Origin of the sequence: Flavobacterium tagetis (genome assembly GCF_016735615.1) — a bacterium.
Taxonomy (GTDB): Bacteria; Bacteroidota; Bacteroidia; order Flavobacteriales; family Flavobacteriaceae; genus Flavobacterium; species Flavobacterium tagetis.
The window spans coordinates 238,590-261,752 of sequence record NZ_JAERSF010000001.1; the positions used below are offsets into that span (position 1 = coordinate 238,590).

The 23,163-nt window shown below is 33.6% G+C and carries 20 protein-coding genes and 1 tRNA gene; 3 read left to right on the plus strand and 18 right to left on the minus strand.

Annotated elements, in window-relative coordinates:
• The first annotated feature begins 415 nt into the window (after nt 1-415).
• Nucleotides 416-1,798 (plus strand): WG repeat-containing protein, encoded by a 1,383-nt coding sequence (locus JI750_RS01075; RefSeq protein ID WP_201998382.1) that lies wholly within the window; start codon nt 416-418, stop codon nt 1,796-1,798.
• Nucleotides 1,799-1,994: 196 nt separating this feature from the next.
• On the opposite strand, the gene JI750_RS01080 is transcribed toward JI750_RS01075, so the two are convergent.
• The 16 genes from JI750_RS01080 to JI750_RS01155 all read right to left on the minus strand — a co-directional run bounded on the left by JI750_RS01080 (nt 1,995) and on the right by JI750_RS01155 (nt 19,199).
• Nucleotides 1,995-2,068: transfer RNA gene (locus JI750_RS01080), tRNA-Arg, on the minus strand.
• 120 nt (nt 2,069-2,188) lie between these two features.
• The gene (locus tag JI750_RS01085) at nt 2,189-2,638 is read right to left on the minus strand and encodes a GatB/YqeY domain-containing protein (RefSeq protein WP_201998384.1); all 450 of its coding nucleotides are present in this window, start codon (nt 2,636-2,638) and stop codon (nt 2,189-2,191) included.
• Between the two features lie 197 nt (nt 2,639-2,835).
• Nucleotides 2,836-4,824, minus strand: coding sequence for a cell division protein FtsZ (ftsZ, locus tag JI750_RS01090; RefSeq protein WP_201998386.1), 1,989 nt, complete (start codon nt 4,822-4,824; stop codon nt 2,836-2,838).
• Between the two features lie 79 nt (nt 4,825-4,903).
• Nucleotides 4,904-6,310, minus strand: a complete 1,407-nt coding sequence (gene ftsA, locus JI750_RS01095; protein ID WP_201998388.1) for a cell division protein FtsA — start codon at nt 6,308-6,310, stop codon at nt 4,904-4,906.
• 6 nt (nt 6,311-6,316) lie between these two features.
• Nucleotides 6,317-7,039: a cell division protein FtsQ/DivIB gene (locus JI750_RS01100; RefSeq protein ID WP_201998390.1), complete on the minus strand. Its 723-nt coding sequence runs from the start codon at nt 7,037-7,039 to the stop codon at nt 6,317-6,319.
• The gene (gene murC, locus JI750_RS01105; RefSeq protein WP_201998392.1) at nt 7,026-8,375 is read right to left on the minus strand and encodes a UDP-N-acetylmuramate--L-alanine ligase; all 1,350 of its coding nucleotides are present in this window, start codon (nt 8,373-8,375) and stop codon (nt 7,026-7,028) included. Before murC ends, JI750_RS01100 begins: the two co-directional genes overlap by 14 nt.
• 53 nt (nt 8,376-8,428) lie before the next feature.
• Nucleotides 8,429-9,517, minus strand: coding sequence for an undecaprenyldiphospho-muramoylpentapeptide beta-N-acetylglucosaminyltransferase (gene murG, locus JI750_RS01110; RefSeq protein WP_201998394.1), 1,089 nt, complete (start codon nt 9,515-9,517; stop codon nt 8,429-8,431).
• Nucleotides 9,518-9,562: 45 nt separating this feature from the next.
• Nucleotides 9,563-10,873 (minus strand): FtsW/RodA/SpoVE family cell cycle protein, encoded by a 1,311-nt coding sequence (locus JI750_RS01115; RefSeq protein WP_201998396.1) that lies wholly within the window; start codon nt 10,871-10,873, stop codon nt 9,563-9,565.
• Nucleotides 10,874-10,923: 50 nt separating this feature from the next.
• Entirely contained in the window at nt 10,924-11,283 is a 360-nt protein-coding gene (locus JI750_RS01120; protein WP_201998398.1) for a four helix bundle protein, read from the minus strand.
• A gap of 67 nt (nt 11,284-11,350) precedes the next feature.
• The gene (murD, locus tag JI750_RS01125) at nt 11,351-12,682 is read right to left on the minus strand and encodes a UDP-N-acetylmuramoyl-L-alanine--D-glutamate ligase (protein ID WP_201998400.1); all 1,332 of its coding nucleotides are present in this window, start codon (nt 12,680-12,682) and stop codon (nt 11,351-11,353) included.
• Nucleotides 12,683-13,915, minus strand: a complete 1,233-nt coding sequence (mraY, locus tag JI750_RS01130; RefSeq protein WP_201998402.1) for a phospho-N-acetylmuramoyl-pentapeptide-transferase — start codon at nt 13,913-13,915, stop codon at nt 12,683-12,685.
• Nucleotides 13,916-14,016: 101 nt separating this feature from the next.
• Nucleotides 14,017-15,480, minus strand: a complete 1,464-nt coding sequence (locus tag JI750_RS01135) for a UDP-N-acetylmuramoyl-L-alanyl-D-glutamate--2,6-diaminopimelate ligase (RefSeq protein ID WP_201998403.1) — start codon at nt 15,478-15,480, stop codon at nt 14,017-14,019.
• On the minus strand, nt 15,477-17,483 hold the full coding sequence (locus JI750_RS01140) for a PASTA domain-containing penicillin-binding protein (protein WP_201998404.1): 2,007 nt from the start codon (nt 17,481-17,483) through the stop codon (nt 15,477-15,479). Before JI750_RS01140 ends, JI750_RS01135 begins: the two co-directional genes overlap by 4 nt.
• On the minus strand, nt 17,474-17,821 hold the full coding sequence (locus JI750_RS01145; protein WP_008467159.1) for an FtsL-like putative cell division protein: 348 nt from the start codon (nt 17,819-17,821) through the stop codon (nt 17,474-17,476). Before JI750_RS01145 ends, JI750_RS01140 begins: the two co-directional genes overlap by 10 nt.
• Nucleotides 17,822-17,842: 21 nt before the next feature.
• Nucleotides 17,843-18,751: a 16S rRNA (cytosine(1402)-N(4))-methyltransferase RsmH gene (gene rsmH / locus JI750_RS01150; RefSeq protein WP_201998405.1), complete on the minus strand. Its 909-nt coding sequence runs from the start codon at nt 18,749-18,751 to the stop codon at nt 17,843-17,845.
• Nucleotides 18,726-19,199: a division/cell wall cluster transcriptional repressor MraZ gene (locus JI750_RS01155; RefSeq protein ID WP_035691746.1), complete on the minus strand. Its 474-nt coding sequence runs from the start codon at nt 19,197-19,199 to the stop codon at nt 18,726-18,728. The genes rsmH and JI750_RS01155 overlap by 26 nt, the downstream gene beginning before the upstream one ends.
• A gap of 377 nt (nt 19,200-19,576) precedes the next feature.
• Here JI750_RS01155 and JI750_RS01160 point away from each other — a divergent pair, with 377 nt between their 5' ends.
• Together JI750_RS01160 and yihA are read left to right on the plus strand one after the other, a co-directional pair.
• A complete protein-coding gene (locus JI750_RS01160) occupies nt 19,577-20,341 on the plus strand; it encodes an alpha/beta fold hydrolase (protein WP_201998406.1) in 765 nt (254 codons plus the stop codon).
• Between the two features lie 44 nt (nt 20,342-20,385).
• Nucleotides 20,386-21,006 carry a ribosome biogenesis GTP-binding protein YihA/YsxC gene (gene yihA, locus JI750_RS01165; RefSeq protein ID WP_201998407.1) on the plus strand — a complete coding sequence of 207 codons (621 nt, stop codon included), beginning with the start codon at nt 20,386-20,388 and terminating at the stop codon, nt 21,004-21,006.
• An 865-nt stretch (nt 21,007-21,871) separates the two neighbouring features.
• On the opposite strand, the gene gldC is transcribed toward yihA, so the two are convergent.
• Nucleotides 21,872-22,204 (minus strand): gliding motility protein GldC, encoded by a 333-nt coding sequence (gene gldC / locus JI750_RS01170; protein ID WP_008467164.1) that lies wholly within the window; start codon nt 22,202-22,204, stop codon nt 21,872-21,874.
• Nucleotides 22,204-23,160, minus strand: a complete 957-nt coding sequence (gldB, locus tag JI750_RS01175) for a gliding motility lipoprotein GldB (RefSeq protein ID WP_201998408.1) — start codon at nt 23,158-23,160, stop codon at nt 22,204-22,206. The genes gldC and gldB overlap by 1 nt, the downstream gene beginning before the upstream one ends.
• Nucleotides 23,161-23,163: the final 3 nt, after the last annotated feature.

The following is a 23,163-nucleotide window of genomic DNA, read 5'->3' on the forward strand; positions in this document are numbered from 1 at the left end:
CAACTAAAGATTCCTTGATGTGTAAAATAATATTGTAACCAAAGTTAAGAATGTATTTATACATTCTTAGGCTTTCAAATTTTATGGTGACCTTGACGATACATAATTCGAATCTTTTGTTCGAAGACTTAAAGATTCTAAATGAGATTTAACTCTTTTTATTTTATAATTGGTTTAAGAAAATTATTTTAATATACTTATTTAATATAAAGCAAGATGTGTCTAAAATGAATACTCTTATGAAAATTAGTTCTATTTTAGCAATTATAATAAACGACTTAATAACTTGATTCTTGCTAAGATAAAATGGTTAAGGCTGCTGTTTTATAAAATGTATAAGCAAGTAGTTGATTAGCTTACAATGAATCAGTCAATCGTTTTTCAGAAAAAAAGTTAGTTATAATTTTAAGAAAATATGCTATATCCTATTAAACGCAACAACATCTATGGTTTTATTAATGAAAAAGGCGAAATAATTATTGAGCCTAAATTTAACTATACTCGAGATTTTTCAAATCAAGTTTGTGTTGTTTCAAATAATTTACAAGAGACTAATTTTGAATATGATGGAAAAATTTATTTTTACTCAACTTCAACAATTATTAATAGTAATGGAGATATATTATTCCCGTTTAAAAAATATTTAACAATTGATAAATATTCTGATGATGTAGCTTTTTGTTATAATGAAAAAATAAAGAGGCATGGTGTTATCGATAAAAATGGTGAAGAAATAATTCCATTTATTTTCTCAACTTCTGAAATTGAATATTCGTTATTTTCTGATGGTCTTGCAAGGATAAAAAGAGATGGAAAATATGGTTTTATTAATAAAAACAACGAGGTTGTAATCCCATTTGATTATGATAAAGCAAGTAATTTTCATAATGGTTATTCACTTGTGAAAATCAAAAACAAAGATTTTTTAATAAATAAAAACGGAGAAATATACAAAACAAAACATAGTGTAATTTCAGCGTTTTATGAAGATCGAGCAATTGTTAAATTAAAAAACAAATATGGGTTTATTAATAAAAATAATGAGCTTGTTATCGATTATTTATATGATAGAATAGTAGGTATTTTTAATGAAGGACATTGTTTGGTGAAAATCGGAGAAAAATATGGGCTAATTAATACATCAGGAGAGACGATAATTGAATTTAAATTTGATGAAGTAAGATGGATCGGTAATGGTGTTTTCCCTGCCAAAATTGGTAAAAAATGGACCTTAATCAATTTCAAAGGTGAGATGAAATTTGAGCCAAAATTTGAATTCATAAATGATTTTAATAAATTCAATGAAAATATTGACTATTTTGATGCTAAACTTACAAGAGCCGAATTTAATAAAGAGGATTATTATATAGATACTTATGGTAATTTAATCTCGAAAATTAAAACTACAGAAAGAGAAGTTATATATACCGAATTAATTGAACTTCTATGTAAAAGTCCTGAACAAAAACAAGTTTGGGATAAAGCTGAATGGAGTTATGATGGTTTTTCTATTACTAAGAAGGGAGCTATAAAACCATTTTATTTTATTTTGAAATGGTTTAAGAATAATAATTTATTAACAGATGAAGGTATAGATGCCTACAATGATAAGAACAATTTAGAAATAGGACTTTACCGATCTATGTTTAAGAAAAATGCGGCCGGTTTTTTAGATTACTTTTATGATTATTGGTATGAAAAACAACATATTGCTAATTATCAGATCGATCCTGATTTAAAATTTGAAGAGGACGAAAATATTGGGAAATATTGGGAATTTTACAAGCAAAATTTCTAATTAAGCTCTCTTTACAGAATTCAAATTGAATCTTATTTAACTGCCCGCTAGATATCGAAGAATTGAAGATCCCTGACGGAGTTCGAATCCAAATTGCTTGTAGGCATTGACTTTATAAAATGAAGGGAAATTTTAAAATTTATCGAACCATAAAAAAAGCCTAAGAATCAATACTCTTAGGCTTTTGTTTTTATAGTGACCCCGGAGGGGTTCGAACCCCCAACCCTCAGAGCCGAAATCTGATATTCTATCCAGTTGAACTACGAGGTCAAAAAATATTTAAATTTCAATTTTTAAAATTCCAAATTCCAAGTTTAGTATTGGAATTTGGAATTTCTATATTGAGATTTCCAATTTGGAATTTGGATTTTCTTTATTGGAATTTAAAAATTACGAAAGTAATTTTTTCACAATTGTAGAAATGGTTTTTCCTTCAGCAGTTCCACCTAATTGAGCAGATGCTAATCCCATAACTTTACCCATTGAAGCAATTCCAGAAGCTCCTGTTTCAGCAATGATTTTTGCTACTACAGCTTCTACTTCTTCTTCGCTCAATTGAGCTGGCAAAAACTTCTCGATTACAGCAACTTGAGCCAATTCTGGTTCTGCTAAATCTGGACGGTTTTGCTCTGTAAAGATTCTTGCGCTTTCTTTACGAGTTTTAACCAATCTCTGAAGTAATTTAATTTCATCCTCTTCAGATAAATCTTCTTTAGATCCTGAAGCTGTAGATGCTAATAATAATTCTGATTTTACAGCTCTTAAAGCTTCTAAAGCTACTGTATCTTTCGCTTTCATGGCGTTTTTAATTTCGTCCATGATTTGTGTTTGTAAACTCATGTTATATTTTATTTGAATAAGCTATTGCTTATTATTGATGTATTAATTTGGCCCTTCGACTTCGCTCAGGGTGACAATAAGATTCACTTTAAAAACCTATTTAGGAAGTCAAATTTTGAAATTCTGTGCGAAGATAAAAAAAATAACCCGAAAATTAAATCCAATTTTCGGGTTACCCTATATTATGATTCTAAAAATTAATCTACGTTATCGTGCAAAAATGAATTGTTTGAACGTAATTGCAAATCATTATTACTGTCTGTTCCAACAGAGATTCTAGAATTTGTATTATTAGACTGAGAATTAGACAAATCTATTCCTAATCTCTTGTAAGCTGGCTCTTTTTCCAACTCATCGATTCTAGAAACATTGTTATGGAATTTATAGTTAAATTCTTTTAGTTTCTTTCTTCTTTCTTCTGCTCTTAAACGCAATGTTTCTTCAATAGTTAATTCTAAAGGAGAAACTTCAGAAGTTGTTGAAATATCAGGTTGACTTGCAAAATCAGGTCTTGCTTTCAACGTGATGTTTAATTCCTCTGGAATTGTAGGTTCAACTACTTTTTCAACTGGTTTAGAGGCCAATAAATCATTTTCAACTTCCATATATTCTTCTAGAGAATATTTAATAATTCCGTTGTCTGAAACTTCAGTTACCGGAACAAATTGTACTGGATCGTTTACTTTAATATCACGGGTTTCATTTGTCAATTCAAACAGAACTCTGTTATCTTCAATAACTGGCTCTCTTCTTACAGGCTCTTGCTTAAACAAAGGAAGATCAAAAGAGAAAGTTGTTTGTTCTTCTTTTTCAAACACTCTTTGCTGTTGTACTGGCTGTATTGGCTGTTGTTGCTGCACTTGCTGAACAGCTGGTGTTTCAGGTGCAGAAATTGTAAAATCAATATCTGTAATTGGCGAAACAATTTCGAAAGTTACATCTAAATTTTTGATAAACTCAGACATCACCACTAACTCTTCCTGATTAATTGCTGGAGCAACAGCTTGTGCAGTTGGAGTAAATGTTTCATCATCGTCAATTAAATCAAAAACAACTTTATCTTCTACTTTTGCTGTTGGTGTATCAACAGTTAGGTCGAAAGAAGCAAGCGGTTTATTGGTTAAATTATGAACACTTCTTTGCTCATCTTCTAACGTATGAATGATTTTCTTTGGTTCTGTATTTACAATTTCATTTTGTTGTTCTACATCAAAACCTGTAGCAATAATAGTTACTGCAATAGCTTCTCCAAGAGTTTCGTCTTCACCAACTCCCATAATAATATTTGCATTGTAACCAGCTTCATCTTGAATGTGATCGTTGATTTCTCCAATTTCATCTAGAGTAATCTCATTAGTTCCAGAAACGATAAGCAACAATACGTTTTTGGCACCCGTAATTTTATTGTCATTTAACAACGGAGAATCTAACGCTGAAACAATAGCATCTTTAGCTCTGTTGTCACCTTCAGCCACAGAAGATCCCATGATCGCAGTTCCACTGTTAGCCAAAACAGTTTTCGCGTCACGTAAATCGATATTCTGAGTATAGTGGTGCGTAATTACTTCGGCAATACCTCTAGAGGCTGTTGCCAAAACTTCATCCGCTTTAGAGAATCCAGCTTTAAAACCAAGATTTCCGTATACTTCTCTTAATTTATTATTGTTGATTACAATTAAAGAATCTACTTGCTTACGCAATTTCTCAATTCCAATAATTGCCTGCTCCTGACGCACTTTCCCTTCAAATTGAAACGGAATCGTCACGATACCAACTGTTAATATTTCTCTTTCTTTTGCTAATTGAGCAATTACCGGAGCTGCACCAGTTCCAGTTCCTCCACCCATACCAGCAGTGATAAATACCATCTTAGTATTTTTATCCAACATTTTTTCAATATCCGAAATACTTTCGATTGCCGACTGCTGTCCAACGTCTGGATTTGCTCCTGCTCCTAATCCTTCAGTCAAATTAACTCCTAACTGAATCTTATTTGGCACTGAACTATTTTGAAGCGCTTGCGAATCGGTATTACAAACGATAAAATCCACGCCTTTAATACCTTGTTTGAACATGTGGTTAATTGCGTTACTTCCGCCTCCACCTACACCTATTACTTTGATTACATTTGATTGATTTTTTGGTAAATCAAATGAAATACTTCCAAATTCTGAGTTGCTCATCATCTTTTTGGTTTTTTGAAATTCTTATTAAGTACATTTTTTACTTCTTGACTTGGGGCAAGAAATAATCCTTCTCTTTTTATTATTCTGCGTTGTCTAAAAATTCTTTGATTTTGTCGACATATCGATCAAAAAATGATCTTCTTATTTTTGTTTCGGTAGATTCATTTTTAGGAATCCTTTGACTTACGGTTTCTCTAGATTCTTCAATGGTTTCTACTTTTTCAACGTAGTTTTCTTCAACTTCGTATCGCTGCACTGGCGGAGCAGTTCTGTAAACAACTTTTGGCTGTTCTTGAACCATTTCCAATCTAACAGCACTTTGCGAACTGTTTTCGATACTGTTCATTACTAATCCTACTGCAGTTGCAAATAACGGACTAGAGATTTCTTCACTAGAGTTTCCTGCTAAATGCTCGTTCGGATAACCAATTCTAGTATCCATTCCTGTAATGTATTCTACCAGCTGTTTGATATGCTTTAATTGCGCACCTCCACCTGTTAATACAATTCCAGCGATTAATTTTTTACGAGGATCTTCATGCCCATAAGCTTTAATCTCTGCAAAAACTTGTTCTACAATTTCCACTACTCTTGCATGGATAATTTTAGATAAGTTTTTAAGTGAAATTTCTTTTGGCTCTCTTCCTCTCAAACCTGGGATAGAAACAATTTCGTTGTCTTTATTTTCACCAGGCCAAGCAGATCCGAATTTTATTTTTAAAAGCTCAGCTTGTTTTTCAATAATCGAACATCCTTCTTTGATGTCATCTGTAATTACGTTTCCTCCAAAAGGAATTACAGCTGTATGACGAATGATACCATCTTTGAAAATAGCTAAATCTGTTGTTCCGCCTCCAATATCGATAAGCGCAACACCAGCTTCTTTTTCTTCCTGACTTAAAACAGCATCAGCCGAAGCTAATGGCTCTAATGTTAATCCAGACAATTCAATTCCTGAGCTCTGAATACATCTTCCCACGTTTCTGATTGAAGATGCCTGTCCAACTACAACGTGAAAACTAGATTCTAATCTTCCGCCGTACATTCCGATTGGCTCTTTAATTTCAGACTGTCCGTCAATTTTAAATTCCTGCGGTAAAACATGAATTATTTCTTCTCCCGGTAACATGGCAAGTTTATTCACCTGATCAATTAGGAGCTGAATATCTTTTTCTCCAATTACTTCTTCTGGATTATTTCTGCTGATATAATCAGTATGTTGAATACTTCTGATGTGCTGTCCGGCAATACCCACAACTACATCTTTTATTTTGTATCCTGAATTATTTTCTGCTTCAACTATAGCCTGCTGTATAGACTGAATCGTCTGCGTAATGTTGTTTACTACTCCTCTGGCAACACCCAAACTTTTGGATTTGCCAATGCCCAAAATCTCCAACTTACCATATTCATTTTTTTTGCCAATCATGGCAACGATTTTGGTTGTTCCAATATCTAGACCTACTGCAATGTTATCTTTTTCCATTTTCTATTATTTAGTGCAAACTACTTGTTCCGTAAACCTAAGGTCAATTTTTTTGTATTTGTATAACGAACTATCTAAAACTGCTTTTTGAAAGAAGGCTTTATAGTTTCTAAATTTCTTATCAACATTCATCGTTCTGCCAAAATCTATGAAGTAATCATAGTTACGATTAAACATTTTTAAGCTTCCATTCGGCATAATCTCTATAGCAATGATGTTTTTTTTCAAAAACGCATCGTCATAAATTGTGCGAAATAAAGCTGCTAAATCTTCGTTATTTTTTTCATTTATTGCCCCTGAAACAAGAGGAACTCGCGCAGTGAAATTGTCCGACAAGGGCATTTCATTACCCTCATAGTCAATATAAAAAGAAGCGCCGCCATCATAAACTCTTGCTATGGGCGTCTTCTGTTTTACTACTGCTTTTAGAACTCCATCAATACTTACAAAAACATTTGACTTCTCAATCATGTCTTGCGTATCGAGGGTTTTCTCTATCTTATTCAAATCTAGTTCATCTTTTCTAATACTGGAAGCGTCTCTTTTATTTTCTATCAACAATTTATTAACCGTTTCCGGCTTCACAAAAAGCGTATTTTCTCCTACAAAAACGACCATAGATTTTTTCAATTTTCGATCGCCATTTCGATGCTGTGCGAAAGAATATAGAAAAAGAACTAGTCCGAAAATAAGTACTAATCTAATATTTGCCCAATTAAATATTTTCATTTAAAATCTTTTTAATTGACGGAACCATTTCTCCCAGATCACCAGCTCCAATTGTTACAATAATAGGTGCATCACTGGCTTTGATTTCACCTAATAAATCTTCTTTTGCAACAATTTTTTTGTTCGAATTTGTCATTTTACCCAAAAGCCACTCAGAAGTCACTCCTTCCATCGGAAGCTCTCTTGCAGGGTAAATATCCATCAAAAACACTTCGTCAAACTGAGACAAACTTTCTGCAAATCCGTCAACGAAATCTCTTGTTCTGCTGAACAAATGCGGTTGGAAAATCGCCAAAACTTTACGTCTTGGATACAATTCTCTAACTGCCTGATGAACAGCATTTATTTCTGTTGGATGATGTGCATAATCATCAATATATACTAAATTTTCGCTCTTAATCTGATACGAAAAACGTCTTCTAATTCCGTTGAATGAAGCAATGGCTTTTGCAATAGAATCGGTTGGGGTGCCGTAAGTTTTAGCCATTGCAATAGCCATCAATCCATTCATTAAATTGTGTTTTCCAGGCAATCCGAAACGTAAATCTTTCATAATTTCTGACGGCGTTTGCACGTCAAAAACATAAGCCCCATCTTCAATACGAACGTTATAAGCCTTATATACAGCATCTTCATTTATAGCACATTGAACCCCGTCTAAAGGCAATTCTTTGGTAATGAAGAGATTATTTTTATCTTCAACTTTTGAAGCAAATTCTCTAAACGAAGCTTGAATTGCATCGCTAGTTCCATAAATATCCAAGTGATCCGCATCCATAGAAGTTACGCAAGCAATATTTGGATGCAAATGCAGGAATGACCTATCAAATTCATCTGCTTCTACAACCGTCACAGTTTTACCGCTTCCTATAAGATTTGAATTATAGTTTTCTACAATTCCTCCAATAAAAGCTGTAACATCGGCACCGCTTTGAAATAAAATATGTCCAAGAATACTTGATGTTGTTGTTTTACCATGTGTTCCAGCAACTGCAAAACAAAAAGTGTCTTTTGTAATGATGCCAAGAACTTCAGCACGTTTTTTAACCTCGTAATTTCTTTCAATAAAATAATTCCATTCTGAATGTGTTTTTGGAACTGCCGGCGTATAAATTACCAATGTATTCTCTACATAATAATCACTCGGAATTAAATTTATATTATCTTCAAAATGAATATCAATACCACTTTCAATCAATTCACTAGTCAGCATAGAAGGCGATTTGTCGTAGCCTGAAACTTGTTTTCCAATAAACTTGAAATAACGAGCTAAAGCACTCATTCCGATGCCTCCGATACCAATAAAATAAACGTTTTGTATTTGATTTAAATTCATTTTTATTTGCTTTAAGCTGTAAGCTTTAGGCTTTAAGCCTTCTACTTTACTTATTATTTAATTAACTTGACAATCTCTGATACAATATCTTGTGTTGCTCTTGGTTTTGCCAGTTTTTTAATATTATCACTTAATTGTTTCTGTTTTCCAGAATCTTTCAGCAGCGCTTCAAAAACAATGCTAAACTGACTGTCAAGCTCAGATTCTTTCAACAAAATTGCACCTTTTTCATCTACAATTGCCTGTGCATTTTTAGTTTGATGATCCTCAGCTACATTAGGCGATGGAATAAAAATCACTGGTTTTCCAACAATACATAATTCTGACACCGAAGAAGCACCTGCACGTGAAATTATGACATCTGATGCAGCGTAAACAAAATCCATTCTTTCAATAAAATCAACCACTTTTACATTTGGCTGATTGTATTTTTTGTATTCTTCAAAATATAATTTCCCACATTGCCAGATTACCTGCACATCTTGCGAAAGAAAATTTTGCAATTCTTTTTCAATTAACTGATTGATTCTTCTTGCTCCTAAACTTCCTCCAAGAACCAACAATGTTTTCTTATTTGGATCTAAACCATAGAAAGCAATTGCTTCTTCACGTTTACTTTCAATATCAATCAAATCTTGACGAACTGGATTCCCTGTTAAAACAATTTTTTCTTTTGGAAAAAAACGCTCTAAATTTTCATAAGCCACACAAATTGCATTTGCTTTCTTGCTCAACAATTTGTTTGTAATTCCTGGATAAGAATTCTGCTCCTGAACAACCGTTGGAATTCCTGCCGAACCTGCCGCTTGCAATAAAGGGCCGCTGGCAAAACCACCCGTACCGATTACCACATTGGGCTTAAACTTTTTAATTATCCTTTTTGATTCCAATAAACTGCTTGCCAGCTTAAGCGGAAACATTAAATTTTGTAATGTCAATTTTCGCTGTAAACCAGCAATCCAAAGACCTTTTATTTCGTAACCTGCCTGAGGCACTTTCTGCATTTCCATTTTATCTCTGGCACCTACAAAAAGAAATTCTGCATCAGGAAATTGTAATTTTAATTCATTTGCAATTGCAATCGCAGGATAGATGTGCCCTCCTGTTCCTCCTCCGCTAAGTATGAATTTATACTTTGTCATCTGTCTAAAAATTACAACTTTTTAAAAAATTTTTATATTTTAATCTTATTTGTTTAAAACCGCATTCATCGGATTTCTTGAATTGTCTTCTATCGAATACATTGCCTCTTCTTCATATATTTCATCTGCTGGTAAATCCTCTTCTGCCATTTCTTTATCTATCAATCGCTGTAAGGCTTCTTTTCGTTTTTCTCTCTCCAATTTATCCTCAGCAATTTCTTCTTCTTTTCTTGTTACACTAATGATAATTCCAAGTCCAAGACAGGTCATCCAAATCGAACTTCCCCCGCTACTTATCAACGGAAGTGTCTGCCCTGTAACTGGCAATAATTCTACCGCAACCGCCATATTGATCATTGCTTGAAATATCATCGGAAACCCAACACCAACGACAACTAATTTTCCAAACACTGTAGGAGCTTTATGCGAAGCAATTACAAATCGGAACAATAACAACAAATACAGAATAACAATTGAAACTCCTCCAACCAAACCGTATTCTTCTACAATAATGGCATAAATAAAATCGGAAGAAGATTGCGGTAAAAAGTTCTTCTGAACACTTTTTCCTGGACCTAATCCACCTAATTTTCCAGATGCAATTGCAATTTTTGCTTTCTCAATCTGATAATCATCTTCGTCTGGTTTGTCTGTTGTAAAATTCGTAATACGACTTTCCCAAGTTGAAACCCTGCTGAAGAATCTTGAATCTGGAAAAGCTTTTGCCACTAAAAGGAAAAATGCTAACATTGCGACTCCTGAACCAATGATAAAAGCAATATATTTTAATGGATATTTACCAATAAATGTCAGCATCAAAACCATTGCAAAAATTAACGCCGTAGTCGAAAAGTTTGCTGGAAGAATTAATACTAATGTGATAAATACTGGAACCCAAAGCTGAATCAACGAGGTCTGAAATGGCTCATTTTCTTCTTTAGTCTTTGACAAATAACGCGCTACATAAATAAACAAAACAATAGATGCCAATGTTGATGTCTGAAACGTAATTCCGATAAAGGGAACCTGAATCCAACGGCTAGCGTTTGCGCCAGCAATAACAGTTCCTTTTAAAAGCGTATAAAGCAGTAAAATCCAAACCACTGGAAGCGCAATCTTCGAAATGGCTCTAAAATAGTGATACGGAACTCTATGCACCCAGTAAATAATTAAGAATCCGATACAAATATGTGCCAGATGTTTTACCAAATACCCTAATGTATTTCCTGTCCCGTGCCCAATATAAGCCAAATTACTACTCGCACTAAAAACAGGCATAAACGAAAACAACGCCAATAAGGCCACAAATGACCATATTACCCTATCTCCTTTTAGTTTGTTTACTAATTGCTTCATTGTAGATTTCTGATTTTAGATTTTAGATTATTTTCCCAAACCTTCGGTTTTTATTGATTGATTCTTTTATTTACTGTTTTTAAACTACTCACAAAAATTGCTGTTAATTCATTTGCTTCTTTTAACAACGTTTCTAATTCCTCTTTAGCAATCCACATTTTTTCTTTTATAATTTCTAACCAAAACAAAGTTTCATCTGCTTCTTCTAAAACTATGTTCATTTTAGAAATAAATTCTTTATCACTTCGAGCTCTGCATACCGCTCGATAATTCGCACCGACTGATGTTCCACTTCTCACTATTTGACTTGCAATAGATCTAATCACATTGCTATTTGGAAGCTTCTCAGCTAAATCAATTACCATCAAAGAGAATCTCTTTGTTCTCACCTTCATTTCATTCGTCGTCATATTCAAAAGAACTTATTTGAGTTCAAAGATTGGAAACAATCTAAAATCTGAACTCTAAAATCTAAAATTATAAATTGTGTACCGCTTGCTTAAATTGTTTTCCACGGTCTTCGTAGTTTTCGAACAAATCGAAACTTGCGCAGGCTGGAGACAATAAAACTACATCGCCTTTTTCTGTTAATCTTTGAGCAGTTTTTACTGCATCATTCATGTTATTTACTTCAACCATAATATCAACAACGTTTCCAAAAGCATCAATAATTTTACGGTTATCGATTCCAAGACAGATAATTGCTTTTACTTTTTCGCGTACTAACGACATTAATTCGTTGTAATCGTTTCCTTTATCAACACCTCCAACAATCCATACTGTTGGCGAATTCATACTATCCAAAGCAAAGAAAGTAGCGTTTACATTTGTTGCTTTTGAATCGTTGATATATTGAACGTTCTGTATTTTTAATACTTTTTCTAAACGGTGTTCAACACCTTGGAAATTAGATAGACTTTCACGAATCGTTGCATTTCTAATTTGCATCAATTTAGCTACAGAGCTTGCTGCCATGGCGTTTTTCATATTATGTTTTCCTTCTAACGCAATGTGTTCTGTATCCATTGTAAACTCTTCTTGGTTGATCTTTATTTCCATTTTGTTGTTATTTATAGAAGCCCCTTCATCAAATTTTTTCGTCAATGAAAAAGGAATTAGTTTTGCTTTTGTTTTGTTCTTCTGTAACCATTCTGTACTTGCGATATCATCCGCATCGTAAATGAGATAATCATTTTCAGTCTGGTTCATTGTTATTCGGAACTTCGAATTGATATAATTTTCATATTTATATTCGTATCGATCTAAATGGTCTGGACTTATATTGGTTATAATCGCAATATCGGGTCTGTAATTTATTATTCCGTCTAGCTGAAAACTGCTTAATTCAAGAACGTAGGCATCAAATTTATTCTCAGCCACCTGCCAGGCGAAGCTCTTTCCAATATTCCCTCCCAATCCGACATTTAATCCTGCATATTTCAACAGGTGATGGGTCAGCATTGTGGTGGTTGTTTTACCATTACTTCCCGTAATACCGATGGTCATTGCTTCTGTGTAAGGAATCGCAAATTCAATTTCCGAAATCACTTTCACTCCTGCCGCAACCAGCTTTTTCACTATCGGAGATTTATCTGGAATTCCTGGGCTTTTCATTACCACATCTGCATTTAGAATTAAATCTTCTGTATGCTGCTCTTCTTCCCAGGCTATTTTATTAATGATAAGAACTTCTTTGTAACTCTCTTTTATTTTTCCGAAATCGGATACAAAAACATCATATCCCTGTTTCTTACCGAGGATCGCGGTTCCTACACCGCTTTCTCCTCCTCCTAAAACTACTAGCCTCATTTATCTCAGTTTTAAAGTGATGATTGATAAAATGGCTAACATTACAGCAACAATCCAGAAACGGGTTACGATTTTACTTTCGTGATATCCCTTTTTCTGATAATGATGATGAAGTGGCGACATCAGGAAAATTCTTCGTCCTTCTCCGAAACGCTTTTTGGTATATTTAAAATAAGTTACCTGAATAATTACTGAAGCACTTTCTGCTAAGAAAATTCCACAGAATAAAACAATCAATATTTCTTTACGAACTGCAATGGCTAATACCGCAATGATTCCTCCAATTGTCAAACTTCCTGTATCTCCCATAAATACAGAAGCTGGATAAGAATTATACCAAAGAAAACCAATCAATGCACCAACAAAAGCCGAAATAAATACCGTCATTTCTCCCGAATTGGGGATGTACATAATATTCAGATAATTTGAAAAAATTATATTACCAGAAACGAACGTAAAAATCCCGAGTGCGAGGACGGATATTGCAGAGGTTCCTGCCGCGAGTCCATCAATTCCATCTGTTAAATTAGCCCCATTTGAAACCGCTGTGATAATGAAAATCACTACTGGAATAAAAATTAACCAAGCCCATTTCTCATATCCATCTCCCATAAAAGACAATACTTCAGCATAATCAAATTCGTTGTTTTTTACGAAAGGAATTGTCGTTGCTGTAGATTTTTCTTCAATGCCTGCTGGTACAATAACTGTTGAATTTACTACAGTTTTAAATACATCTGTACGGCCAGTATCTGTTCTTACCGTTACGGCAGGGTTAAAATAAAGAACTGCTCCAACAATAATTCCAAGACCAACCTGTCCAATTACTTTAAAAATACCTTTTAAACCTTGCTTGTCTTTTTTAAATATCTTGATATAATCGTCAACAAAACCAATAGTTCCCATCCATAACGTAGTTACAATAAGCAACACGATATAGATATTATGTAATCTTGCAAATAACAAAACTGGAATTAAGGTTGCAACAATGATAATTAACCCTCCCATTGTTGGTGTACCAGCTTTTTCATTCTGACCTGCAAGACCAAGCTCACGTACAGTCTCTCCAACTTGCTGACGGCGTAAAAAGTTAATTACTCTTTTACCATAAATAGTCGACAGAAGCAACGAAAGCATAAATGCCAAAGCTGACCTAAATGTGATGTACTGGAAAACTCCTGTTCCAGGAATGTCCAATGTTTTATCAAAATATTCAAATAAATAGTACAGCATATTTTCTTATTTTTTTAAATTCCAATCTCGAATTAAATTCCAATTTTTTAAAACCCTAAATCCAAATTTTATTGGGATTTGGATTTTGAAATTCCTTTTTGTTATTTATTTAGTTGTTCTAAAATCTCTTTTACCGTTTCCATATCATCAAAATGATGGCGAACACCATTTATTTCTTGATAAGTTTCATGCCCTTTTCCTGCAATTAAAATGATATCTTTAGGCTGAGCCAATTGACAAGCCGTTTTAATTGCCTGTTTTCTATCAGTAATTCGCAGCATTTTTTTATAGTTGTGAGGCTCAACTCCCTGCTCCATTTCGCCCAAAATAACTTCTGGATCTTCATTTCTTGGGTTATCCGAAGTCAAAACTGCTTTATCGCTTAAATCTGAAGCAATCTTTGCCATAATCGGGCGTTTTGTTTTATCACGATTTCCTCCACAGCCTACTACAGTAATTAGCTGTTCATTTTTAGTGCGAATATCATTTATTGTTTTCAAAACATTTTCCAAGGCATCTGGCGTATGGGCATAATCTACAACAGCAGTAATTCCGCCATCTGATACAATATACTGAAAACGACCTGAAACACTTTCTAAATCAGACAGTAAACGCAACGCTTCAAGACTATCAATTCCTAGCTCTACTGCGGTTCCATAAATCGCTAAAACATTGTATGCGTTGAATGTACCAATCAGTTTTACCCAAACTTCATTCTCATTGATTTTCAACAATAATCCAGACAATTGGCTTTCTAAAATCTGCGCTCTATAATCTGCATAAGATTTTAAAGCGTAAGTCAATTTTTTAGCCACTGTATTTTGCAGCATCACCGATCCATTTTTGTCATCAATATTCGATATAACAAAAGCTGATTTTGGAAGAGAATCAAAAAATGACTTTTTAACATCTCTATATTCAGCAAATGTTGGGTGATAATCTAAGTGATCGTGAGAAAGATTCGTAAAAATTCCGCCCACAAAATGCAAAGCTTCTGTACGTTTCTGGTGAATTCCATGCGAACTTACTTCCATAAAACAATGCGTAACTCCCGCTTCAACCATTTCATTCAAATAATGATTAATAGTTAAAGAATCTGGTGTTGTATGCGTTGCTGGATATTCTGTTTGATCTACTACAATTTTTACCGTTGACAATAAACCAACCTTAAAGCCTGCTTTTTGAAACAACTGAAATAATAAGGATGCAATAGTCGTTTTTCCATTTGTTCCTGTTACACCAACTAATTTTAGTTTTGCAGATGGATCTCCAAAATAATTAGCTGCCATAAAAGCCAAAGCCGTATTGGTATCTTTTACTTGAATATAAGTTACGTCATTGGCAGTATTTGCTGGAAGTGTATCGCAAATAATTGCTTTTGCTCCAAGTTGAATCGCTTTCTCAATATAATCATGCCCATCTGAAAGCGAACCTCTGATTGCCACAAAAACATCATTTGTTTCTACCTTACGTGAATCAAATTCAATTTTAGAAATAGCAATATCTGTTGAACCTTTTACTGATTCAATAGCTACTTTATATAATATGTCTTTTAATACTTTCACGATAATTCTAATACAATTGTTGTGTTTCTGCTAATACTGGTTCCCGCTTGAATTGATTGATTCTTCACTTTCCCCATTCCATTTACTTTAACTTTCAAACCTAAATTTTCTAGTAAAGCAATCGCGTCCATTCCTGGCATTCCTTTTAAATTCGGAACCTCATTAAGCTTTTTATTGGCTTCAGCCGTGTATTTATCATAACTAGCATCCTGCTTTGGAATTCTAGTATCTAATTTTTTAATTTTATTTGTTGAAGGAGCATCTGTAAAAATCTTCTGAGCAATTCTTTTGAAGACAGGCCCCGCAACGTCAGCTCCATAATAGTTGTTTTTAGCTGTATTTGGCTTATGAACTACAACAATACAAGAATATTTTGGATGATCTGCCGGAAAATATCCTGCGAAAGAGGAAGCATAATACATTCCTTCTCTTCCCGCATTACCATAATTTACCATGGCTGTCCCTGTTTTTCCTGCCATCGAAAAATCTTTTGAATACAACTTAGATCCTGTTCCTTTTTTCACCACATTCGCCAAAACTGCTTTTACTTTTTTAAGTGTTTCTGGCGAACAAACCTTCGAATTCATTACTTCTGTATCAAACTTTTTAATAGTCTTATTCCATTCTTTAATTTCTGATACAAATTGAGGTTTTACCATTACCCCATTATTCGCAACTGCATTATATAATGTTAGAGTCTGCATTGGTGTAACCGAAACGTTATATCCAAAAGCCATCCAAGGAAGTGTAGTTCCTGACCAATGTTTGTCTCCTGGCTGTGGAACATAAGGTCTTCCCTCTCCTTTAAAATGCAATCCTAATGGCTTATTTAAACCCAAATCATTGATGTGGTTTACAAACTTAGAAGGGTTGCTTTTGTAATTATCATAAACCGCCTGAACCATTACTGTATTTGATGAAAGCTCAAATCCGCGTGCTAAAGTAACTTTCCCGTAACCACCTTTGTGCGAATCACGAACAGCTCTTCCATAATATCTGATTTCCCCACCATGACTATCGTAAACTGTACTTGTATCAGCTACTTTATCTTCTAAAATTGCCATCAAATCGACTAATTTAAAAGTCGATCCAGGTTCGTGAGATTCAGCAACCGCGTAATTTGTTGTTTCGTAATACGATCCGTCTTCTGCTCTTCCTAAATTTGAAATCGCTTTTATGTAACCTGTTTCCGTTTCCATTACTACAACACAACCGTGATCTGCCTGATAATCTTCTAACTGTTTTAATAAAGCATGGTGTGCAATATCTTGGATAAAAACATCTATAGTCGAAATCACATCGTAACCATCAATTGGATCTACTTCGTTTACATCACGAATTGGTTTCCATTGACCTTTTGCAATTTTTTGCTTTAGAATTTTTCCGTCTTTTCCGTTCAAATAATTTTTAAAAGCCCATTCAATTCCTTTTCCTACTTCAACTCCAGTTGCAGGATCAATACGGTCGTAACCAATTGTTCTTTCTGCAATTTTACCAATCGGATGTTTTCTAACCGTTTCCTGCTCAACAATAATTCCGCCTTTAAAAGCTCCTAAATTGAACAATGGAAAGCCTTTAATTTTTACATATTCGGTATAGCTTAAATTACGAGCAATTAAATAATAACGATTTTTATTGGCACGTGCTTTTCGCAATTCTTTCTCGTAATATCCTGATGGTCTTTCTAAAACAGTCTCTAGAGAATCTGATAATTGTTTTACATACTTCTCAAAAGTTTCTGTTTTTGGTGCTTTTGCATCAAAACGAATCTCGTAATTCGGAATTGATGTTGCCAGTAAACTTCCATCAGCAGAATAGATATTCCCTTTGTTGGCTGGAATTACAAAGTTTCTTACAGTACGCTGTTTTGCCAATTTTCTGTAATAATCTCCCTCAACCCACTGAATATTGGTTAATTTAACAACAATAGCAATTGCCATCAAAAAGATGAAAACTGCTACGAGGTAAATTCTGTAGGATATATGTTTATCGTCTACTGCCATATTCTTTTAAAGAAACTTTTTTCTTCTTCTTTTTTAACTTCTATTTTCACTGGAGGAACTGTCGACGGAAAAATTTGTTTTTCTAACATTTTATCCGAAATGGTCGACTCCATTTTTAACTTCATCAATTCTGAACGTCGATCTACAAATTCTGATCTTAGTTCTTTTACTTCATTATTTAATTTCGCGATTTCAAAAACCTTTTGTTCGTATCGCTGTGTATTGGCAATCATCAAAATGGCCAGCAGAATTATAAAGACGATAAATCGCCAATTTTTCACTGCATCTTCATGAATCAGGAATCTTGCTTTTAATATGCTAAATACGCCACTTTTCATTATTTCCTACCTTAATATATATTATAGCTTTTCTGCAACTCTTAATTTGGCACTTCTTGCTCTATTATTAATCTTGATTTCTTCATTATCCGGAACAATCAGTTTTCCGATAGTTTTGAATGGAACTGAAAAGTTTCCGTAAAAATCTCTTTCTGGTTCTCCTTCAAACATTCCGTTTTTAATGAATCTTTTTACCAATCGATCTTCTAAAGAATGATATGAGATTACAGAAAATCTTCCTCCTGGTTTTAAAACCTCCAATGACTGCTCAATAAATTCTTTTAGAACATCCATTTCCTGATTTACCTCGATTCTGATTGCCTGATAAATCTGAGCCAATACTTTGTTTCGAACTTTCTCTGGCAAAAACTTTTTAAGAACTTCTTTTAACTCTTCAGTTGTTTTGATTGGGTAATCTCTTCTTGCTTCAACAATTGTTCTTGCCAAAACTGGCGCGTTTTTCAACTCCCCATAATCAAAAAAAACACGACGTAAATCCTGTTCTTCATATTCGTTAACCACTCGATAAGCATTTAAATCATTTCTTTGACTCATCCGCATATCTAACTCGGCATCAAATCTTGTTGAGAAACCTCTCTCAGGAACATCAAACTGATGTGATGAAACTCCCAAATCTGCCAAGATTCCATCAACCGCTTTTACTCCGTGAAAACGTAAAAATCTTTTTATGAACCTAAAATTCTCGTTTATAAGAGTAAACCTTTCATCTGGCAATGCATTTGCAAGCGCATCTTCGTCTTGATCAAATGCAAACAGCCTTCCGTTTGGCCCTAATCTTCTTAAAATCTCTTTTGAATGACCACCGCCCCCAAACGTAACATCTACATACACACCATCAGGTTTAATATTTAAACCATCTACTGTTGGATGAAGCAAAACCGGATTATGATATTCCATCTTCGTCGTCATTAATATTTCCCATTACTTCTTCGGCTAAATCTGCAAAATCCATATCTTCGCCGCTTATTGATTTTTCGTATAAATCTTTGTCCCAAATCTCAACTATATTAACCGCAGATGAAAAAACCACATCTTTAGAAATGCTTGCAAAAGTCACTAAGTCTTTTGGCACAAGTAATCTACCCAATGCATCAACCTCAACCACTTTAACACCAGCAGTAAACCTTCTAATGAAATCGTTGTTCTTTTTTACAAAGCGATTAAGCTTGTTGATTTTTTTCATCATCGCATCCCATTCTACCATAGGATACAATTCTAAACACGGCTGAAAAACAGAACGCTTCAAAACAAATCCGTCTTGAAGAGAAGCCGTCAACTGCTTTTTTAAAGGGGCAGGCATCATTAGCCTTCCTTTAGCATCGACTTTACACTCATATGTTCCAACAATTGTGTTCAAAAAAACTAGTTAACATGTTATACAGCAAAAATATAAAAAATATTACCACATTTTACCACTTTATACCACTTTGTTAATAAGTTTAACCACTTTACTACCACATTCCATAATTTACAATCAATCAATACCTTAACTATTAATTAACAGATTCTTAAATACGTTATTCATTCAAAAAAATAATGCGCTAATTTTCTTAAAAAATTGATTATAATGCATATTTCTTAACATTTGAATATTTTAACAAATACCACTTTAATTACTGATTTTTAATGATTTACAAGTTCTACTCAAATTATCTAGTTAAAAAATGGCATCAAAAATTCATTTTTGTGTAATTAACCCTATATTTGTCGAAATTGAAATTGGCATTAGATTAGATGGACAAACACTATAAAAAAGAAGGCAAATACAGCTATTTCGAAGCTGGAGAAGGAACTCCGATCGTTATTCTGCATGGTTTAATGGGAGGTCTTAGTAACTTTGATGGTGTAGCACAATATTTCCCAACGAAAGGATATAAAGTTGTTATCCCAGATTTGCCAATATACACCCAAAGCATTTTAAAAACGAACGTAAAAAGTTTTGCGAAATACGTAAAAGACTTTATCACTTTTAAAGGGTTTGATAAAGTTATTCTTCTAGGAAATTCTCTTGGAGGACACATTGCTTTGTACCATACAAAGCTTTATCCTGAGAAAGTTGCCGGACTTGTAATTACCGGAAGTTCTGGACTTTACGAAAGCGCAATGGGAGACAGTTATCCAAGAAGAGGCGATTACGAATACATCAAAACAAAAGCTGAAGCTGTATTTTATGACCCAAAAATCGCAACTCCGGATTTGATTGATGAAGTTTACGCGACGGCTAATGACCGAATCAAATTGATCAAAACTTTAACAATTGCAAAGAGCGCAATTCGCCATAATATGGCTAAAGATTTGCCAAAAATGGACGTTGAAACTTGTATTATCTGGGGTCGAAATGACTCTGTAACTCCTCCAAATGTAGCTGAAGAATTTGATAAATTATTACCAAATTCAACTTTATACTGGATTGACAAATGCGGACACGCAGCAATGATGGAACACCCTCAGGAATTTAATGATATTCTTGAAAAATGGCTTACTGAAAAGAATTTTTAGCCGTTAAAATTTATTTTTTTTAGGAGGTTTTAAAACGAAAGATTATGAAAATTAACACCGCCGAATTTATTGTCAGCAATTCTGACGCATCAAAATGTCCGAAGGATTTTTTGCCAGAATACGCTTTTATTGGAAGATCAAACGTAGGTAAGTCATCTTTGATAAACATGCTTACCAACAACAAAAACTTAGCTAAAACATCTGGAAAGCCAGGAAAAACACAATTAATCAATCACTTTAAAATCAATAATAACTGGTTTTTGGTTGATTTACCTGGTTACGGATACGCAAAGGTTTCAAAGAAAACAAAATCAATTTTTCAGCAATTTATTACTGACTATTTTGAAAACAGAGAGCAATTAGTTTGTGCTTTTGTTTTAATTGATATTCGCCACGAAGCACAGAACATTGACATAGAATTCATGTCTTATATGGGCGAAAGCGAAATTCCATTCTGCATTATTTTTACTAAAGCAGATAAAATTAGCAAAACGAAAATAGATTCGCATATTGCAGCTTACAAAAAACAAATGTTTGCCAACAACTGGGCCGAAATGCCACAGTATTTTGTAACCTCATCTACAGAATCAATAGGAAAAGAAGAACTTTTATCGTATATCGATCAAGTGAATCAGGAAGTTTTTAAAAACAACTCAGAATTTTAAAGTTTAAATTCCAATTTTTTGAAATTTCAAATTCCAAACTTTAGAAACTCAAAATATTAAATCCCAAATTCCAAGTCTTAAAATTGGAATTTAGGATTTTTTTATTGGAATTTTATCACTGTAGTTTTTTCTTCGTTGCTCTCCTAAAGTTCAAGGCCCTCCATTCTTTATAAATCAAAAATTGATAAAGAATGTAAAAGAGCGAATTGAAAAACCAAAAATCGACTACAAACGGCTCCGTAAGTATTATGGAGTCGCTATTTCCAGATAGAAAAATACCGGCACTACTTGTTACATAAATAATGAGCCCGTTACAGAAATAAAAATAATTATGCTTATCAGTTTTTAAATTTGACACAATAAAATAAAATGCATAAAATAGTAGCGGAATAGAGGTTATCGCCACTTCTACTAAATTAAATTCCCAATAAAGCGAAGGTCTCTCATAATATTGATATCCTAGAAAAAGCAATACCAAAACAAACACAATTACCATAATCTGTTTCAATACTTTATTTGAAAAACTTTTATAAAAGAATAAGTTTAGTGCAATAAACTGGAAATTAAAATAGTAGTGTGAAAGGAAAAAATTAGAATTAGGATAAAGAAACCCTATAATATGGCAAAGCAATTCCACACAAAACAAAAGAACCAAATAAGCTGTTATAATGCGATATAAGACATCTCTGTTTTTGCAGGTCACAAAAAACCGTATCGCATTTGCAAGTAAAAAAAACAATCCGACAAGGCTTACCAGAAAAGGAAACAGCATATAATTTGTTTTACTCAGACAATGTACAAAATAAAAAATCCCAAACCCAATATTTAATATTGGAATTTGGGATTTCTTTTATTTGAAACTTGACTATTTCGTAAGCTCTAATTTTTCTGCGAAGTAATCACAGAAATCTTTCATCGTGTCAGACATTTTTTCGTCGTCTGTTGCACGTTTGAAAGTGTCCGACATAGCTACTAAAGTCTGGTGGAAGAAAATCTTCATTTCGTCTACCGGCATATCTTTTGTCCATAAATCGATACGCATGGTTTCTTTTGCTTTACTATCCCAAATTGATAGCATTATTGCTTTTGCTTCTTCAGCTTGAACTCCACCGTCTTGCGCACTCCATGTTAGTTTTTCAGGAACGCGGTTTTCGTCCAGTTCTATATTAAATTTAATTTCTGAATTTATATTTGCCATTATTTCTTAGGTTTATATTTTGATTTTTCGAAAATTTCTTTCGGCTCAAGCTTGAACAATTCAGCCAAAGAAACATCATTATTATTTTTCATGTAAGAACGTACCATCTGCCAGCCAATCCAAGCTCCCACTCGCCCTGGAGAATCGTTATCTATTTCTAAAAAGAATTTAGAAAAAGGTGCTGAAGCTATAAATCGCGCTCTCAACTTTGGATCTTCACTATAAAGCATTTCATTTTCTATGAAATAACGCCACATATAGGCTTCGTTTTCTTCACACCATTTTATCTGCTCTGGAGTATACCCCATTTTTTCTGCATCTGTATATTCAGGAATCAGCAAATCTTTTGCATAAAGCTGTTTTCCTTCAAAAATCATTTGAGCAACCAGACTCTTATCAATTGAATTTGGAATATTTCGATAAGAAAAACTAGAAACCACGTCTGGCATAATCTGTCTTTCTTCAAAGTTCTCTTTTAAGTAATTTGGAAACTCATAAAACTTATGATCTTTTCCTAAATACAATTCTAAAGCCACCACTACAAGACTGTCTGCATAAATTGATTTAGCATTATAGTCCATTTCTCCAATAACGGTAATTACTTTAGGAATTTTAGTTTTAGGAAAATAATATTTTACGTGCTGAAAAAGCTCATTAAATTCTTTGCGAACAGGTTCAAAATTGCTGTATTTTTTCTGAACTTCTTCGTAAACTTCTTTCCAAATCGGATCATTCATTTTCTGAATCCAGACATTATCATCATTGCCAGGAAAGAAAAACGGATATTGCTTTTTTACTTTCGCAAGATCTTGGGGTTTAGTTTCAAAAAACACCTTATCAAATCGTTCCACTTTAATATCAACAGGAATTTCTTCTACTTCTTTTTCAACCTTACTTTTTTGATTGCAAGACAAAAAAAACAGGCACAGAACCACTGCAAAGCGATATATTTTCATTTT

What these genes read in the sequence shown, in the direction of transcription:
- JI750_RS01075 (WP_201998382.1), top strand. Translation starts at nt 416, where the DNA reads ATGCTATATCCTATTAAACGCAACAACATCTATGGTTTTATTAATGAA.
- JI750_RS01085 (WP_201998384.1), bottom strand. Translation starts at nt 2,638, where the DNA reads ATGAGTTTACAAACACAAATCATGGACGAAATTAAAAACGCCATGAAA.
- ftsZ (WP_201998386.1), bottom strand. Translation starts at nt 4,824, where the DNA reads ATGATGAGCAACTCAGAATTTGGAAGTATTTCATTTGATTTACCAAAA.
- ftsA (WP_201998388.1), bottom strand. Translation starts at nt 6,310, where the DNA reads ATGGAAAAAGATAACATTGCAGTAGGTCTAGATATTGGAACAACCAAA.
- JI750_RS01100 (WP_201998390.1), bottom strand. Translation starts at nt 7,039, where the DNA reads ATGAAAATATTTAATTGGGCAAATATTAGATTAGTACTTATTTTCGGA.
- murC (WP_201998392.1), bottom strand. Translation starts at nt 8,375, where the DNA reads ATGAATTTAAATCAAATACAAAACGTTTATTTTATTGGTATCGGAGGC.
- murG (WP_201998394.1), bottom strand. Translation starts at nt 9,517, where the DNA reads ATGACAAAGTATAAATTCATACTTAGCGGAGGAGGAACAGGAGGGCAC.
- JI750_RS01115 (WP_201998396.1), bottom strand. Translation starts at nt 10,873, where the DNA reads ATGAAGCAATTAGTAAACAAACTAAAAGGAGATAGGGTAATATGGTCA.
- JI750_RS01120 (WP_201998398.1), bottom strand. Translation starts at nt 11,283, where the DNA reads ATGACGACGAATGAAATGAAGGTGAGAACAAAGAGATTCTCTTTGATG.
- murD (WP_201998400.1), bottom strand. Translation starts at nt 12,682, where the DNA reads ATGAGGCTAGTAGTTTTAGGAGGAGGAGAAAGCGGTGTAGGAACCGCG.
- mraY (WP_201998402.1), bottom strand. Translation starts at nt 13,915, where the DNA reads ATGCTGTACTATTTATTTGAATATTTTGATAAAACATTGGACATTCCT.
- JI750_RS01140 (WP_201998404.1), bottom strand. Translation starts at nt 17,483, where the DNA reads ATGGCAGTAGACGATAAACATATATCCTACAGAATTTACCTCGTAGCA.
- JI750_RS01145 (WP_008467159.1), bottom strand. Translation starts at nt 17,821, where the DNA reads ATGAAAAGTGGCGTATTTAGCATATTAAAAGCAAGATTCCTGATTCAT.
- rsmH (WP_201998405.1), bottom strand. Translation starts at nt 18,751, where the DNA reads ATGACGACGAAGATGGAATATCATAATCCGGTTTTGCTTCATCCAACA.
- JI750_RS01160 (WP_201998406.1), top strand. Translation starts at nt 19,577, where the DNA reads ATGGACAAACACTATAAAAAAGAAGGCAAATACAGCTATTTCGAAGCT.
- yihA (WP_201998407.1), top strand. Translation starts at nt 20,386, where the DNA reads ATGAAAATTAACACCGCCGAATTTATTGTCAGCAATTCTGACGCATCA.
- gldC (WP_008467164.1), bottom strand. Translation starts at nt 22,204, where the DNA reads ATGGCAAATATAAATTCAGAAATTAAATTTAATATAGAACTGGACGAA.
- gldB (WP_201998408.1), bottom strand. Translation starts at nt 23,160, where the DNA reads ATGAAAATATATCGCTTTGCAGTGGTTCTGTGCCTGTTTTTTTTGTCT.